Raw genomic sequence first — 15,888 nt, 5'->3', positions numbered from 1 at the left:
CTGCGTTCGATGCATGATGCCTGCGTTCGATGCATGATGCCTGCGCCCAATGTATGGGGGCAAGCAACATCATAATGCACAGGAGGGATGAGGGGGCATCTTAAGTTCCGGCAGCGTAAAAGACAGGGAACTGATAGGCGCATGGTCCGGAAACCCCCAGGGATTTCCGGGCAGCCAGCGCCATTCCCCGTCTTTTAAGAGGTCATGGTCTTTTAGGCTTCCACAACCTTTGTATCGCACCTTATTTCATCTTAGGCTTAAACACCAGGGAAGCCAGGTATCCGAAGACCAGAGCCCCGCATATCCCGGCCGAGCTGGCTGTCAGGCCTCCTTTGAAAATCCCCAGCACCCCGTCTTTCCCAATGGCCTCCTTGACCCCTTTCCAAAGGGTGTTGCCAAAGCCCAATAAGGGCACCCCGGCCCCGGCCCCGGCCCATTTTAAAAATGGCTCATAAATACCGATGGCACCAAGGATACATCCGGTGACCACCAGCGTTACCATGATCCGCCCAGGCATCATTTTTGTTTTTTCCATCAAAATCTGCACCAGCGCGCAGATAAGTCCTCCAATTAAAAATGCTTTCACATAATCCATGATGTCTACCTCCTTAATCGTCAATATGCTCAATGATGACTGCGTGGGCGATTCCAGGAATGCTCTGGCCTTCATTGAAGCTTACCGTAGACAGAAGGGCACCTGTGGGGACAAACAGCACCCTCTTCCATGTACCGTCCTGTACCTTAGGCAGGATATAGGAACACAGCGTAACCGCGCTGCAGCCGCATCCGCTTCCGCCCGCATGTGTGTCCTGCTGTTCCTTATCGTATATCTCGATTCCGCAGTCCATATGGATCTGGCTCAGGTCCCTGCCCTTGTTCTTCATGAACTCCAAAAGGATGGTCCTGCCCACTTCCCCCAGGTCACCGGTGATGATCTTGTCATACCATGTTTCATTGACCTGGAAATCCTCCAGGTTCTGTTCTATGGTGTGGAACGCGGCAGGCGCCATGGCAGCGCCCATGTTCATGGAATCCTTGGCGCCCATATCCACCATACGGCCCGTGGTGATGCCTGCAATCCTTGCAAGCCCGTTCTTCCTGTCCCCTGCAATGACAATAGCGCCGCAGCCTGTTACGGTCCATGTGGCTGACATGGGCCTCTGGTTGCCATAGGCCAGAGGAAAACGGAACTGTTTCTCAGCCGTTGCAAAATGGCTGGACGCCATGGACATGACCTGGTTGGCATATCCTCCATTCACAGCCATGGCCCCAAGGCTCAGCGCCTCCCCCATGGTTGAACAGGCCCCGTAAAGGCCAAAAAGAGGAATCTCCAGGTCCACGGTGCCAAAGGATGTGGCAATCAGCTGGCCCAGCAGATCCCCTGCAAACAGGTAGCGCAAATCGCCTTTCCTGATTCCTCCCTTTTCAATCACAAGGTCCGCGGTCCTTTTCTGCATGGCGCTCTCCGCCTGTTCCCAGTTGTCCTTGCCGAACATGTCATCCTGTTCCACCTGGTCAAAAAGCTGTCCAAGAGGCCCGTCCCCTTCCTTTTTACCAACCACCGCCCCGGCGCTTATGATTACCGGCGGGTGTTCAAACTCTATACTTGCCTTTCCTTTCATCTGTCCCATCTTATGCATTCTCCTTCCTCTGACAGGATATATTCATTATCAGTATCTCTCATTTCCTGAAAATTAGTCATAATGGGCAATTGACAGGATAAAATATTTCTGTTAGAGTAAGTTCACATGAAACATATGAAGGAGGCCTGTCTTATGGTATGGTTCTATGCAACGGACAGGATGAGAAGGCGAATCAGCTCTGTACAATTGTATCCGGTGAAGCATTGTACGGAGTTTAAACCGGGCGTTTAACTGCTTTCATTCACCGGGAAACATGGTAGTTCCTGCGCGTATGGATTGAATAGCTGCATACGCCTTGTTTTTGCGCCATTTTCCTGGATTAGCAGACGTCCTCATGGATTGGGCTGCGGACAGTGTCTGTCCGCAGCCTTTTTGTCATGTTTAAACCCCAAAATAATCATAGAAAGACGAGGTTACACAAATCATGAACCAATCCTGGAAAAATACAGCCGCCCGATTCCTCACAGCCCAGACCATATCGCTCTTTGGCTCCTCCCTGGTGCAGTATGCCATTGTCTGGTATATCACGCTCTCCACTTCATCAGGACGGATGCTGACCATATCAACCGTATGCGGCTTTGCACCGCAGATTGCCATATCCCTGTTTGCAGGCGTATGGATTGATCGTTATGACAGGAAATCCCTGATCATGCTGTCTGACACCATCATTGCGCTCTCAACCCTGATTCTGGCCATTGCATTTTTATCCGGGCACAGGAATATATGGCTGCTGTTTACCGTGCTCATGGTCCGTTCTGCCGGAACAGGGATTCAGACGCCGGCAGTCAATGCGGTCATTCCCCAGATTGTACCGCAAAAGCATCTGATGCAGGTAAACGGCATCCAGAACACCATAACATCCCTTATCATGTTCCTTTCACCGGCAGTCAGCGGCGCCATATTGTCCGTGTCCACATTGGAGACAACGCTGTTCATAGATGTATTCACTGCGCTCATAGGTGTGGGCATCACCTCTGCCCTGACCATCCCCGGGTATAGAAAGGACATGTTGGCGGGTTCGGACAATGCAGGCTGCAAAGACGGCCTGAAAAGCAGGGACAATATCAAAGAATCCTCAGGAATCCTCAGCATGAAACAAGGTTTACTTTATCTGAAAACAGATTCCTTTGTACGGCATCTGCTGTTATTCCAGATAGCGGTGCTGTTCCTTATCAGCCCTTCTGCCTTCCTGACACCTCTGATGGTCAGCCGCACCTTCGGACCAGAGGTATGGCGCCTTACGGCTTCGGAAATGACCTACAGCATGGGCTCTGTCCTGGGCGGCATCCTGATTACATCCTGGGGCGGCTTTAAAAAGCGGTTAAAAACAACGGTCCTGGCCGGATGGTTGTACGGTGTGCTGATGGCAGGCCTTGGAGTGGCTCCTGTATTCCTGTTTTACCTGGCTTGCAATCTGATGATTGGAATCACATCTCCCTGCTACAACTCCCCTATCACGGTCTCCATCCAGGAACAGGTCCCTGCTTCCATGCAGGGAAGGGTGTTCAGTTTCATGCAGATTTCCACCTCCTGCGCCCTTCCCATTGGAATGATGGTATTCGGCCCCCTGGCAGATGTGGTAAGGATACAATATCTTCTCATAGGCGGAGGTCTTGCCGTCATGGCCTGTACGGCCGCCTTCTATTTTGCTATAATAAGGCCGGCATCCATACATACGGGGAATTAAAAGAGTTTTATCAGTGGCATGAAAATAATAATTAATGTGCCGGGACCTATACTCCCGGCACCATTCCAGTCCTTATAATATAGTATCTGTCCACAAATATTATCTATAGAGTGGTCCGTAAGCCTTACATGCCCTGTAGTCCTGTGATTCCGGATCCATCCCAAATGCATTCCAGGCAGCCGGACGGAAAATCCGTTCTGGTCCTACATTATGCATGCAGACAGGAATTCTCAACATGGAGCAAAGTGTCATCACATCTGCACCTATATGGCCATAGGAAATAGCGCCATGATTTGCCCCCCACCGGTTCATCATTTCATAAACATTGGAAAACGTCTGTCCTGGCATGATCTTTGGGGTAAACCATGTGCTTGGCCAGGTATAGTCCGTTCTCCTCCAAAGCTGGTCTGACACATTCTCAGGAAGTTTAACACTCCATCCCTCAACTAACTGAACCACGGGACCTAGTCCCTTCACCAGATTCAACCGGATCATTGTCATAGGCATCTCTTCCCTGGTTTCAAACCTGGAGGAATACCCGCCTCCTCTGAAATATCCCAGATCCGCCTCACACCATGTAACTGCATCCATACATGCATCCACATCTTTTGGTTCCATATCCCACCACGGTTTCACAACCGGTTTTCCTGTCCCATCCAAAACCCTGCCGCATGCATCCAGGCAGCATGCACCGGAATTTATCAGGTGGATGAATCCGCCTGCTTCCCTGGCCTTCCCCTCAACATCATAGCCACAGACACGTTTAACGGCCTCTGCCGACCAGCACGTCCTGACATCAGCAAACATCTGTGCCCTTCCTGTTAAAAGTTTGAGGAACATCATGCTGACCCCGTTAAGCGTATCATTTTCCGTGGATAGGATATATGGTTCCCTGGGACCATCCCAATCAAACGAACTGTTTAAAATGGCCTCAGCAAAATCTGTATTCGGGTAATGATCCGTCCACTGCCTCTGCCCCTGAAAACCTGCGGCCAAGGCATTATGCCCCTGCCTTTCTTCTTCGGAACCCTTTGGCAAATGGTTATTCCCATTCATTAAATCTTTCATAATTAAAGCACACTTAACTGTAAATTTCCAATTTTCATCCTTTTCATCCCTGGTATGCCTGACAGCCTCCGGGTTCTTATCAATCCCTTCCTTACATTTCCCCTTAACCCAAGCCATTGCCCGTCCATACTCATCTTCATCATAAATCTTCTGCTCAATCCGCCTTATGACTTCTACCTCATCCACTGATTCCACCCGCATGCCCAGATATTCTTCAAAAAAATCCGGATCTATAAAGGATCCGGAAATACCCATACACGCAGAACCTATCTGCAGGTAAGATTTGCCCCGCATAGTGGCTGCTGCCACCGCTGCCCTGGCAAAAGCAAGCAGTTTAATCCTGACGTCTTGCGGAATATCCCCATCATCTGCTTCCTGGACATGCATTCCATAGATTCCAAAAGCAGGAAGACCCTTTCTTGCATGGGATGCCAGTACAGAGGCCAGATATACGGCCCCTGGCCTCTCCGTTGCATTCAGTCCCCATACACCTTTGATTGTCCTTGGGTCCATATCCATTGTCTCTGATCCATAACACCAGCAGGGGGTTACTGATAGTGTAATATCAACACCAGCCGTCTTAAACTTTTCAGCACAGGCAGCTGCTTCTGCAACCCTGCCAATGGTGCTGTCAGCAATAACAACCTGCACCTTCTCCCCATTTATGTATCTTATATTTTCTTCAAATAGTTTTTTTGCGGCCATTGCCATATGCATGGTCTGTTCTTCCAGCCCGCCCCGTATGTTGACGGCCCCCTGCCTGGCGTCAATAACCGGCCTGATGCCTATAACAGGAAAATTCCCTACGTATCTGTGTGCCACAGCCATCCTCCATTCTTTTACCTGCACCATTCATAAATTGCATGTGCAAGTACCTCAATACATGTATAGTACTGCTCAAGTCCAACATATTCATTGATACCATGTGCCTGTTCAATACTCCCCGGTCCATAAAGTACTGTGGGCGTATGCGCATAATTCGTCAGCAGCCTTGCATCACTTCCATATTCACAGCCTCTGGTGACAGCCACAGCCTTTACCGCATCTTCATGGCATGACTGGATTAATTGGATCAGTGGATTTTCCCGTGGAAGTTCATAACCGCTTCCCTGCTGGTACAATTTAATCACGGGAGGATTTTCAGAAAGCCATGGGTCTCCTTTAACAGCAAAATTGATTGCATCAAATAAATCTTTTTCAACATTTTTGCCCAGCCCATCTGCATCTGCATCCGATGGAAGGTAATGGAGGCCAAAATCCAGCATACAGCTGTCAGGAACCACAGAACCTGCCATCCCTCCCTCAATCACACCAAAATTAATGGTTGGCGGAGGAAGCATGGAACTTCGTTTCTCCATGCACCATTTCCTCTCTAACTCCCGCAGGGCATTCATGATGACCATCATTTTTTCTATGGCATTGACCCCCTTCCACTTCATGCTGGAATGGAGTGCCTTTCCCCGGACTTCCATCTTATAAAACAGCCATCCCATATGGGCGGGCATGACAGTCAGTTCAGTCGGTTCCGGTATGATTGCCCCATCAGCATGGTATCCCCTGATAATACAGGCCATTGTCCCATTGCCGCCTCCCTCCTCATCCACCACTGATTCCACAATCACATCCCCGCGTAGACTGATACCAGCTGACTTTAAAACATCCAATGCAGAAATAGCTGCTGCCAGCCCGCCTTTCATATCGCAGGAACCTCTTCCATACAATTTTCCATTTATGACCTTTGGGTCCAAAGGATGCGTAATCCATTCTTCCAGATGGTCAAAGGGCATTGTATCAATATGACCATTTAGTATGAGTGATTTCCCGCCCCCTGTCCCCTTTAATACTCCCACTACATCCGGCCTGTTATTATAATCATGACCAGGGTTGGCCTCTTCAAAAGCCTTTGTCAACTCCGAGTCATCTGGTTCGAATGAATCCACTTCCATACCCATGGCTTCAAGTTTTTTCATTACAATTTTCTGGGCATTTATCTCATTCCCATAAAAACCATGTTGGATATCTGTAGAATCAGCTTTAATAAGCTCCTTTAAAAATTCCAGATACTCTTCTTTTTTTTCTTCCACCAGTTGTTTTATCTGTAACATAGTTCCTCCTCCCATCAATATCATCTGTTTTTACGGACTAAGACTGCCAATATGATAATCACACCTGATAAAAGTGTCTGCAGATATGGGTTTACACCGGTCAAGTTCATGATGTTATTCAGTGTACCAATGATTGCTGCCCCCAGGAATGTTCCCCACATGGTTCCTGACCCGCCTGATACGGATGCACCACCCACAAATACAGCAGCAATTGCAGTTAACTCATATCCTTTTCCCGCTATGGGGGTCCCAATCCCCAGCTGGGAACAGTATATAATACCAGCCACTCCTGCCAATACTCCGCTTATGGTATAAACCGCTACTAAAGTGCGGGTCACACTTATCCCAGAAAGCCTGGTGGCTTCTTTATTACTGCCTATGGCATAAACATGACGGCCAAAAACAGTATTTCTTAATATCATATATCCAAAAATCAAAAGTACCACAAAATATATGACCACATAGGGCACCTTTCCAATCATACCATTCCCCAGCTTAAGGAAATCCCCTTGGAGCATGATTGGCATACCATTCGAGTATAAGTAGGCAATGCCGCTTGCAATGGACGTGGTCCCCAGCGTCATTACAAAAGGAGGCATTTTGCCATAGGCGACTCCTACGCCGTTCAGAAGTCCAATTGCCAGCCCACAGCCCACGCCTGCCAATATACCAAGTCCAGTGGACCCAGTTCCATCCACTACCGCAGAAGTCAGCACTGTTGTCATTGCTATGATTGCACCCACCGACAGATCAATACCAGCAGTTATACATACAAATGTCATACCGATTGCAAGAATCCCTGTCATGGCTATCTGCCGTAAAACATTCAGGATATTCATAGTGCTTAAAAACTTATCCGATAAAAAAGAGAACAGTACCATTTCCAATATAAAAACTAAAAGTACCCCATATTTTTCATAAAAATCACTGAAGGCAAGCTTCTGCCACCCAGAATGTGAAAATATCTTCTCCATCATACATCTCCTTTCCTATTGCAAGACCTGCCTACAATGCCTCCAGAATGGAGGAATCTGCCTGCATCTGCTCCCTGGTGAATTCCCCTGCCACTTCTCCTCTCTTTATGACCATTACGCGGTCTGACAGGCTAAGGATTTCTGCAAATTCAGAAGAGATAAGCAAGATTGCTTTACCCTGGGCCTTGATATCTTCAATAAGCTTATAAATCTCTGACTTGGCGCCTACGTCCACCCCCCGGGTCGGCTCATCTAAAAATAAGATATCCGGCTGAATATGCAGCCATTTTGCAATTGACACCTTTTGCTGGTTTCCGCCGGAAAGGCTCAGTACCGGATTTTTAATATTTTCTGTTTTTATAAGCAGTTTTTTCTTAAAATCATTCACCGTATCATACTCCTGCTTATTACTGACCAGTCCCCAATGACGGTACCGGTTCATCTGTGTCATGGTGATATTCTGGAAAATCGGCATTTTCAGATGCAGCCCCTGTGTTTTTCTGTCTTCCATCACAAACCCGATTCCCAATCTGCATGCATCCCGCGGGGAGCGGATTGCCACTTTCTTTCCTTTAATAAAGATTTCACCGCCAGTCTTTGGATCAGCCCCGAATATTGCCCTGGCTATCTCACTCCGCCCGGAACCAACAAGACCTGCCAGCCCCAGTACCTCACCTTTCCTAATATGGAAAGAAACATCTTTAATGGCATTATCCCGGTTCAGGTTCCTGACTTCAAAGACAATCTCATTATGATTCGGCACATACCCAGCTGTCTGTTGAATGGACCTGTAATCCTTGCCAGTCATATAGGAAACGATATCTTCCATTGTAAGGTCTTTTGTATCCTTTGTGATTATATTCTGTCCATCCCTAAGAACGGTCACGCTATCTGTAATCTGCATGATTTCATCCAGACGGTGGGATATATATATGACCGATATCCCCTGATTCTTTAGATCTGAAATCCTCTGGAATAATATTTCTGAATCCTTTGCCCCAAGAACAGCAGACGGTTCATCAAAAACCACGACCTGGGACTTATTCTTTATTGCCTTAGCAATTTCTACCATCTGCTGCCTCGCGACAGTCAGATGACCGACTTTCTCTTTGGGATTAATCTGGATTCCCAGTTCTTTAAGCAGTTGGCCGGAGCGCTGGTTCATTTCTTTCCAGTTCACAAAACCATTCTTAGTAGGAATATGATCCATAAATATATTTTCAGCAACTGTTAAGTCAGGTACCATGTTTAACTCCTGATAAATAACACTGATGCCATGTTCCAGCGCCTGTCTTGGGGAATCATAATCCACCTGTTTTCCCTTGATTGCAATAATTCCTGAATCTTTCTTTACCGCTCCTGCAAGAACCTTCATGAGGGTGGATTTTCCCGCTCCATTTTCTCCCACCAGGGCCCGTACCTCTCCAGGTCTGATACTCAGGCTTACATCCGATAAGGCCTTTACCCCTCCAAAGCTTTTAAAGATATTCCTCATTTCCAACATGTACATATACAGAACACTTCCTTTGTCTGAGTGCGCTCCCGAAGGAGCGCTGTTTACAGCCTGCAATCAGTCTTTATAATCGCCCCATCCTTTACCAATCCATTCCTGGGCATTCTCCGGCACAACAACCGGAAGATCCGATAATACCAGCTTCTTCCCATATTCATAATCAGTAAGTCCGTCAATTTCCTTACCCATCAGGGTATAAAGCGCTGCCCTGACTCCCAAATCACCTATATACGGGGAATAGTTGCCATCTGCCTCAAACTCTCCTTTTTTTACTGATACAAACCCCTCATTGGAACCATCCATGGTGAAATGCATGATTCCTTCATTGGAACGCCCGGCACGCAGGATTGCCAACTGCGCCCCCCAGCTGGATTCCTCTGCATGCGAATAAACAGCATCTATTTCATCATAAGCAATCAGCCAGTCTTCCATAAGCTTCACAGCCGGTTCCCTGATCCATTCCCCATCACCCGTGGCAAGGATTTCTATCTCAGGATACTGTTCCAGGACAGACATCATGCCAGCCTGGCGGTCTATGGCCGGCGAGGACCCCATAAGGCCCGTTATCTCCAATATCCTGCCTTTTGGTGAACCATTTTTTTCTGTCAGTTTATCAACCATACGCTGAGCCACGGCCGCCCCCATGGTCACATTGCTCTGTCCTATGAAAACCGTCCTTTTATCCGTAAATATATCCCTGTCCAGGACAATAACCGGAATTCCGGCCGCAGTTGCTTCTTCCACGGCTCCCACCAGGCCTGCTGACTCCACAGGACTCATTACAATCGCGTCAACCTGCTGTGCAATCAGATCCCGTATGTCACTGCTCTGTTTTACAATATCCACGTTGCCGTCTGTAACAACCATCTTCACATTCGGATGACGGTTGACTTCGGAACGGGCAGAGTTAATCATTTCACTTCTCCATGGATGATTAAATGCAGTCTGCGAAAACCCGATTACTATCTCATCTTTTCCATCCAGCTTTATTTCACCTTTATCAAGAGGAAGGACATCCTTGTACGGAAGCGCGTTATAATACTCATCCCCCAATTCACTCATATCCGCAAAATATTCACTCTCTCCTGCATCAGATACATCTTTGACCTCAGCTTCATCCACTGGCTTATCTGTCCCTCCTGCCGATGCTTCCTGTGCAGCAGTCGTGGCATCAACTGCCTGGGAGCCACCGCCTGAGGAAGATGCGCAACCCGATACCATTGCTGCTGCTAAAGAAATACTGACCAGCGTCCTCCATAATGCCTTCGTACTTTTCTTCATAATGAATCTCCTTTTCTTTTTGTCTTTTATTTGTTCCCATTACATAACCACATTACAATATTTCTCCAAAGCCTTCTATAACTGTCTGTCCCGCAAAACTCAGCGGCTGACCAGTGAGGTGCACAGTCCGTGGTATACGCCACCGAACGCCCCTTTCCGAATTCTCCTACAGCAATAAATGGGTCTTTGTCAACATAGGCAATTACCTGACAGGACTCTTTGGGGATGGCGCGGTTATAACCCAAAATACCCGTTATCTTTTCCGGCATGCCCTCCAGTATCTCATGCAATGATGCATCAATGGAAATCTCAAGCCCCTCCGGATGTTCAACGCGGTCGTCATGTTTCAGAAAACGCACAGGCATTATATCTTCAACCGGAGTGTCATTATACCTGCCCTTTCCTTCAATCCCCATAAATGACAGATATCCGCCTATCATGCAAAAGCCTCCGCCGTTTAACACATATTCCTTAATCATCTGTAATTTATTCGGTGTTTTCTTACATTGTAAAAACGTTTCGACAGGAAGCAAAAAAGTATTTGCACCCACATCGCTTATCATCACCACATCATATTCCAGAAGTTTATTTACATTTTCAGGAAACAGCTGATCAATTAAATGACATGGTATGTGATGAAATTCTATTTCATCTGTATCAAGGGCTTTTTTAATATACTCTGTTCCTGTCCCATAAGAATCAGCTGTAAAGATATCAAAACCCTTCGCCTCCACCGTATGTACCATCCATGTCTCCCCAATAAATAATACCTTCTTTTTCCTTACCATTTTAGGTTCCTCCATTTCTTTGTAAAAACGTTTTGACATACAGTAATAACCACTGTTAGCCATACCATTACTGTGTATCTATAAATCTATTTAAGATTTACCACTGAGCCCCGGCGTATCAACTCTACGCCCATCACAATCTTCCTTGGTTCCCTGCTTTTTTTTCCCTGAAGCCTGTCTATCAGTTTTTCCGCCCCCAACCGCCCCATCTCAATCGTTGCCCTACGGACAACGGTCACGCCTGGCGGCATATATTTTGCTAAAATGTTATCATCAAAACCCACAAGTGAAATATCCCTCCCAATCATTAAACCTTTGTCTGATATAGCCTCCATTGCGCCCAGACATAACAGGTTGTTTGTAGCAAATACCGCAGTTGGAGGACAGTCCATGGAAAGGAGCTCCATCGTCTTCTCATATCCGCTTTCTTCATACCACGTACAATCCTTTATATAATCCGGAAGAACCGGTACATGGTATTCTTCCATTGCATGAAGGAAGCCATTAAGCCGCTCCTGCCCAATATTAAATGTCCGTGGCCCTATCAGTATACCAATATCTTTATGCCCTGCCTCCAGTAACTCCCTTGTCAGGATATGGCTGCCTTTAAAATTGTCAATTACAACAGCATCCATTTTACTGCCGGGAATATATCGGTCCACAATCACGACCGGCTTCTCAAATTCCCGGAAAAAATCCATGTTATCATGAGCCGGTATGACCACTGCCCCGTCAACCATCCTCCCAAATTCCCCATTGAGAAGTTCTTCCTCCTTGGTAAGGGAATCGCCTGTAGAAAATACGAGGGTATAATATCCCCGGTTAACGGCAACGTCCTCAACGCCCTGTATGACTGACGTATAATACTCATTGATAATATCAGGCACTACAACTACAATTAATTTAGTAGAACCTGTTTTCATGGAAGCCGCCAACCCATTCTTTATGTATCCCAGTGTTTCAGCCGCCTCCTTAACTTTTATCCGGGTTTCATCGCTTACCCTATCCAAATCATTTAACACGCGGGAAACGGTTGAAATTGAAACCCCAGCCAAATCAGCAACTTCCTTGATGGTAATTGTTCTTCCTGGATTCTTCATCTGCTTATATTCTCCATTATCAAAACGTTTTTACATAATACGTAATAACACACTCCCTTCGTTCTGTCAATAGAATCCCTGTGTTTTTCTATACTTTTTCTTTTCTATCTGTTTTATTTCTATCATATATAACATTGCTTGTCAAGTGTTTTGGGAATTATTATGGTTATTTTGTATATTTTATCTTTAATAACCCCCGCCCTTTATGTGCTATATGCCAGTATATAAATATATTCCAACCCACGCCCAATACCTCATATACATTGGTTCATGATTAAGAGCCTGCACTTTTGCAATATCCAAGCAGGCCGTAAATATTTTATTCAGTTCATCTAATTCTTGTCCGTTTAAATAATTTTTAGCAATTTCAGAATCTGACTTTTTAATTTGTTTTCCTTCCTATTACGCTTCTATCACGTTGAAATAGTTCTGCCATCTGATCAATCGACAGCCATACTGTAGTCACGTCCCTTAATCAATAACACGAATATACTATAAAAAACAGAGCAATGAAAGCTATTAGCCCATCACTCTGTTCTCTATTCTTGTCTTATACTTACATTTCTCTTTACGTTCAAGCACTCTTCATAGAATCCCCACCGCTTGTCCAATCCAGTAAATCAATCCCAGTACCCAGCTGGTCAGCACCCCGTACAGGATAACCGGGCCTGCAATGGTAAATATCTTACAGCCCACGCCAAATACCTCGCCCTCTGCGTGGAACTCAATGGCAGGCGCCACCACGGAGTTGGCAAATCCTGTGATTGGCACCAGGGCACCGGCGCCGCCGAATTGTACAATCTTGGGGTAAATATTAAGGCCGGTCAGGATAATGCTGATAAGAATCAGGGCCAGAAGGTTCCAGGCCGAAGCTGTTTCCTGTTCCATCCCCATGCCCTTCATCAGGTAATTGGTAATAAGCTGTCCAATGAGGCAGATAACGCCTCCTACCAGGAACGCACAAGCCATGCTTTTGGGCAGGCTGTGGACCGGTGTTATCTCCTTGACATATTCTTCGTATTTTTTCTTGTCAACTTCCATTACTTTTTCTCCTTTTCAATCAATGCATTACCATAAGGCGCGACACCCCGCCAACGCCACATAGGTCCAGGTTATCCCAGGGAAGCCATCCGGTACCAGAAATAAGCCAAAGAGCCGGCAAGCTTGCCTGCTGCCAGGGCAAATATCAGGTATTGAAGGCCCACCGCCAGATGGATCCTCCTGCTGATAACAGGCAGGGCCTTAAGTGTCTCTGCCAGGGACATGACCAGGCAGCCCACGAATATCCCCATGGAAAGTCCTGCTATGATCAGGAAAACGTGCCCGAAAAACGCGCCCATATAAATGGGAAATTCATAGATATCCAGTATGTTGCCCAGGACTCCCCCCAATATGATGATGGTTTCGTACAGCATGATATGCTTCCTTGTCCCGGTCTTTCCCATCAGGCGCACGAATATGCCGATAATCGCCAGGAACGCATATACGCCGGCCGCGATGATGCCGCCGGCGCACAGGCCAAAGAATGCCAGAAGTATTTTTTTAAGTAATATCAATTTTGGTCTCCTTCCTGCCGTCCTCGGCAATCAGGGTCTTACTGATATTATCTTCATAAAGACGCATTTCCACTTCCAGCGGGGTAGGATCCGTGTTCAGCTTAATGGAGGCAAAATGGTTAAAGAACCCGATGATTCCCACTGCCAGCCCCACACTATAGCTGACTTCCAATACAGTGAACCCTCCTGATTCATATCCCATGACCAGTCGGTAAACCTCGCCAAACACATCCGTCACATTGACATCATTATTAAAAGTCATGATTGCGAACGCTGCCCCGAAAAAACACACGGCGCAGACAAACACCGTCTTGCTCCATTCCCAGATGTAGGATGGCGGGGAAGGCGGTTTGTATGCAATGATAAAATCCACTTCCCCCACATGGCTAACCTCCAGGGTAGGATCCATCTGGATCAGCTTCCTGGTGACATCCAGGGCGCTCATGATATAACGCCTCTTTTTATCCAGCTTAACCGTCATGACCTTCATGGCATTGCATTTATTCATTATATTCTGGTCATCACAGTAAACCTGGGCCACATCCTTTAAGACCACATCCTTGTGGGTCAGCTCCGTGATCTGGTTGAGTTTCACATAGACCGTGTTTTTCATAGTCCTTTACCGCTCCTTTGTATCTCCTGTTCCCCATATATCATGGATACGGGATCTGTCACAAAAGCAGGATATGCGGCTTCCCCGTCATTCCAGGGCTCTTCCAATCCCAGGCCTTCCCCAGACAATGGATTCTGTTCTTCCCACACCAGGGTGCCCTCCTTTTCATATCCCTTGTCCCTCATGCCAGAGGAGAGATACCATACCAGAATCCCAATCAGGACAATTGCCCCGATTACTGCCAGAATTTCACATACACGTTTACCAAAACCCATATAATCACATCCTTTTCGTAAACTGATTTGATTGGTTCTGGTAGATAGTATGGATGGAAAAAATAATTTTATACTTTTTTATTTTTCATACCGCATTCGCATTTCTTTTAAAATCCGCTTTTCAAGACGTGATACCTGGACCTGGGAAATGCCCAGTTCCCCGGCGATCTGGGTCTGGGTCTGGTTATAAAAATACCGCCTGACAATGATTTCCCTCTGTTCGTCGCTCAGGTCCTCCATCAGTTCTTTTAACACCATCCTGTTAAGCAGCTCCTCGTGGTCATTGTTCTCCTCCTCCAGCCGGTCCATGAGGAACATGGTATTGTCATCCCCATTGCCTGTCGGCCGGTACAGGGATTCCACCTCGGCGCCCGCTTCCATGGATGCAGCCACTTCCTCACGGCTTGTTTCCAGCCGCGCCGCAATCTCCTCAATGGTGGGTTCCCGTCCCAGGCTGTAGGTCATCTCCTCCCTTGCAGCCCTTACCTTAAACCCCAGTTCCTTGATGGAGCGGCTGACCTTAATCATGCCGTCATCCCTGAGGAACCGCTTGATTTCCCCTGTAATCATGGGCACTGCATAGGTGGAGAATTTTACCTCGAATCCCGTGTCAAATTTGTCAATAGCCTTGATGAGCCCAATGCTCCCTATCTGGAACAGATCCTCCATCTCATATCCGCGGCCTGAAAACCGTCTCACAATGCTCCATATAAGCCCCACATTGTCCATGACCAGCTGGTCCCTTGCCGCTTTATCCCCTTCGTGAGCCATATTGATTAATTTCATGGTCTCATCCATCGCCGTCACCTGCCGATGAATTTCTTCATTGATACCAGGGTTCCCTTGCCCGGCTCCGACTGTACCTCTACCTCATCCATAAACGCCTCCATAAAGGAAAAACCCATGCCGGAACGCTCCCCTGACTCATCCGTGGTAAACATAGGTTCCATGGCAGTCTTCACATCCGGTATGCCAACACCCTGGTCTTCTATGCATACGGTCAGTATGCTGCCGTCCGTATCTGCCGTTATATCCATACCGATAACCCCTCCCCGGCTCCCATAACCATGGATGACTGCATTGGTCACGGCCTCGGACACAGCCGTCTTAACATCATCGATTTCTTCCAGGGTGGGATTCAGCCTGCTCATGAACACGGCCGCCACCACCCTGGCAAACTCCTCGTTCTGTGAAAGGCTGTCCATTGTAAGCCTTATGTGCTCCCTGCCATTCCCCGCCTTGTTAATCCGGGGATTTTCCATCATTGATCCCATCTTCTTATCCT

17 protein-coding genes are annotated in these 15,888 nt (G+C 47.1%); 1 reads left to right on the top strand and 16 read right to left on the bottom strand.

What is annotated here, in order from left to right; translation table 11 throughout:
* Positions 1-241: 241 nt before the first annotated feature.
* Positions 242-595, bottom strand: a complete 354-nt coding sequence (spoVAE, locus tag DWX59_RS09200) for a stage V sporulation protein AE (protein WP_117558314.1) — start codon at positions 593-595, stop codon at positions 242-244.
* Between the two features lie 13 nt (positions 596-608).
* The gene (spoVAD, locus tag DWX59_RS09195; protein WP_117558312.1) at positions 609-1,631 is read right to left on the bottom strand and encodes a stage V sporulation protein AD; all 1,023 of its coding nucleotides are present in this window, start codon (positions 1,629-1,631) and stop codon (positions 609-611) included.
* 436 nt (positions 1,632-2,067) lie between these two features.
* Here spoVAD and DWX59_RS09190 point away from each other — a divergent pair, with 436 nt between their 5' ends.
* Positions 2,068-3,330: an MFS transporter gene (locus DWX59_RS09190; protein WP_117558310.1), complete on the top strand. Its 1,263-nt coding sequence runs from the start codon at positions 2,068-2,070 to the stop codon at positions 3,328-3,330.
* A gap of 99 nt (positions 3,331-3,429) precedes the next feature.
* On the opposite strand, the gene DWX59_RS09185 is transcribed toward DWX59_RS09190, so the two are convergent.
* The 14 genes from DWX59_RS09185 to spoIIAB form a co-directional block, all read right to left on the bottom strand.
* Positions 3,430-5,220: an L-fucose isomerase gene (locus DWX59_RS09185; RefSeq protein WP_409337930.1), complete on the bottom strand. Its 1,791-nt coding sequence runs from the start codon at positions 5,218-5,220 to the stop codon at positions 3,430-3,432.
* 17 nt (positions 5,221-5,237) lie between these two features.
* Entirely contained in the window at positions 5,238-6,503 is a 1,266-nt protein-coding gene (locus DWX59_RS09180; RefSeq protein ID WP_117558306.1) for an ArgE/DapE family deacylase, read from the bottom strand.
* Positions 6,504-6,523: 20 nt separating this feature from the next.
* Positions 6,524-7,480, bottom strand: coding sequence for an ABC transporter permease (locus tag DWX59_RS09175; protein ID WP_117558304.1), 957 nt, complete (start codon positions 7,478-7,480; stop codon positions 6,524-6,526).
* 28 nt (positions 7,481-7,508) lie between these two features.
* Positions 7,509-8,987 (bottom strand): sugar ABC transporter ATP-binding protein, encoded by a 1,479-nt coding sequence (locus DWX59_RS09170; RefSeq protein WP_117558303.1) that lies wholly within the window; start codon positions 8,985-8,987, stop codon positions 7,509-7,511.
* Between the two features lie 60 nt (positions 8,988-9,047).
* Complete coding sequence (locus tag DWX59_RS09165) at positions 9,048-10,271, bottom strand: substrate-binding domain-containing protein (protein WP_117558300.1); 1,224 nt, start codon at positions 10,269-10,271, stop codon at positions 9,048-9,050.
* Between the two features lie 26 nt (positions 10,272-10,297).
* Positions 10,298-11,098, bottom strand: coding sequence for a glutamine amidotransferase (locus tag DWX59_RS09160; protein ID WP_207660417.1), 801 nt, complete (start codon positions 11,096-11,098; stop codon positions 10,298-10,300).
* Between the two features lie 47 nt (positions 11,099-11,145).
* Complete coding sequence (locus DWX59_RS09155; protein ID WP_117558297.1) at positions 11,146-12,159, bottom strand: LacI family DNA-binding transcriptional regulator; 1,014 nt, start codon at positions 12,157-12,159, stop codon at positions 11,146-11,148.
* Between the two features lie 210 nt (positions 12,160-12,369).
* Positions 12,370-12,525: a RhuM family protein gene (rhuM, locus tag DWX59_RS09150; RefSeq protein WP_235844997.1), complete on the bottom strand. Its 156-nt coding sequence runs from the start codon at positions 12,523-12,525 to the stop codon at positions 12,370-12,372.
* A gap of 219 nt (positions 12,526-12,744) precedes the next feature.
* Complete coding sequence (locus DWX59_RS09140) at positions 12,745-13,200, bottom strand: SpoVA/SpoVAEb family sporulation membrane protein (protein WP_117558295.1); 456 nt, start codon at positions 13,198-13,200, stop codon at positions 12,745-12,747.
* 71 nt (positions 13,201-13,271) lie between these two features.
* Entirely contained in the window at positions 13,272-13,715 is a 444-nt protein-coding gene (locus tag DWX59_RS09135; RefSeq protein WP_117558294.1) for a stage V sporulation protein AB, read from the bottom strand.
* Positions 13,702-14,328, bottom strand: coding sequence for a stage V sporulation protein AA (locus DWX59_RS09130; RefSeq protein ID WP_117558293.1), 627 nt, complete (start codon positions 14,326-14,328; stop codon positions 13,702-13,704). The genes DWX59_RS09135 and DWX59_RS09130 overlap by 14 nt, the downstream gene beginning before the upstream one ends.
* On the bottom strand, positions 14,325-14,603 hold the full coding sequence (locus DWX59_RS09125) for a hypothetical protein (protein WP_117558291.1): 279 nt from the start codon (positions 14,601-14,603) through the stop codon (positions 14,325-14,327). Before DWX59_RS09125 ends, DWX59_RS09130 begins: the two co-directional genes overlap by 4 nt.
* 78 nt (positions 14,604-14,681) lie before the next feature.
* Positions 14,682-15,401 carry a SigF/SigG family RNA polymerase sporulation sigma factor gene (locus tag DWX59_RS09120; RefSeq protein ID WP_180215704.1) on the bottom strand — a complete coding sequence of 240 codons (720 nt, stop codon included), beginning with the start codon at positions 15,399-15,401 and terminating at the stop codon, positions 14,682-14,684.
* A gap of 5 nt (positions 15,402-15,406) precedes the next feature.
* Entirely contained in the window at positions 15,407-15,877 is a 471-nt protein-coding gene (gene spoIIAB, locus DWX59_RS09115) for an anti-sigma F factor (RefSeq protein WP_227116237.1), read from the bottom strand.
* Positions 15,878-15,888: the final 11 nt, after the last annotated feature.

The organism is Enterocloster aldenensis (assembly GCF_003434055.1).
Taxonomy (GTDB): domain Bacteria; phylum Bacillota; class Clostridia; order Lachnospirales; family Lachnospiraceae; genus Enterocloster; species Enterocloster aldenensis.
The sequence above is the reverse complement of the archived record's forward strand: the minus strand, read 5'-3'. Positions and strand labels throughout refer to the sequence as shown.

Bases quoted from the DNA above. Each gene is read 5' to 3' on its own strand.
- spoVAD (WP_117558312.1), bottom strand. From the start codon at position 1,631: ATGGGACAGATGAAAGGAAAGGCAAGTATAGAGTTTGAACACCCGCCG.
- DWX59_RS09125 (WP_117558291.1), bottom strand. From the start codon at position 14,603: ATGGGTTTTGGTAAACGTGTATGTGAAATTCTGGCAGTAATCGGGGCA.
- spoIIAB (WP_227116237.1), bottom strand. From the start codon at position 15,877: ATGGGATCAATGATGGAAAATCCCCGGATTAACAAGGCGGGGAATGGC.
- DWX59_RS09160 (WP_207660417.1), bottom strand. From the start codon at position 11,098: ATGTCAAAACGTTTTTACAAAGAAATGGAGGAACCTAAAATGGTAAGG.
- DWX59_RS09180 (WP_117558306.1), bottom strand. From the start codon at position 6,503: ATGTTACAGATAAAACAACTGGTGGAAGAAAAAAAAGAAGAGTATCTG.
- DWX59_RS09170 (WP_117558303.1), bottom strand. From the start codon at position 8,987: ATGTACATGTTGGAAATGAGGAATATCTTTAAAAGCTTTGGAGGGGTA.
- DWX59_RS09165 (WP_117558300.1), bottom strand. From the start codon at position 10,271: ATGAAGAAAAGTACGAAGGCATTATGGAGGACGCTGGTCAGTATTTCT.
- DWX59_RS09120 (WP_180215704.1), bottom strand. From the start codon at position 15,401: ATGGATGAGACCATGAAATTAATCAATATGGCTCACGAAGGGGATAAA.
- DWX59_RS09130 (WP_117558293.1), bottom strand. From the start codon at position 14,328: ATGAAAAACACGGTCTATGTGAAACTCAACCAGATCACGGAGCTGACC.
- DWX59_RS09175 (WP_117558304.1), bottom strand. From the start codon at position 7,480: ATGATGGAGAAGATATTTTCACATTCTGGGTGGCAGAAGCTTGCCTTC.
- spoVAE (WP_117558314.1), bottom strand. From the start codon at position 595: ATGGATTATGTGAAAGCATTTTTAATTGGAGGACTTATCTGCGCGCTG.
- DWX59_RS09155 (WP_117558297.1), bottom strand. From the start codon at position 12,159: ATGAAGAATCCAGGAAGAACAATTACCATCAAGGAAGTTGCTGATTTG.
- DWX59_RS09140 (WP_117558295.1), bottom strand. From the start codon at position 13,200: ATGGAAGTTGACAAGAAAAAATACGAAGAATATGTCAAGGAGATAACA.
- DWX59_RS09190 (WP_117558310.1), top strand. From the start codon at position 2,068: ATGAACCAATCCTGGAAAAATACAGCCGCCCGATTCCTCACAGCCCAG.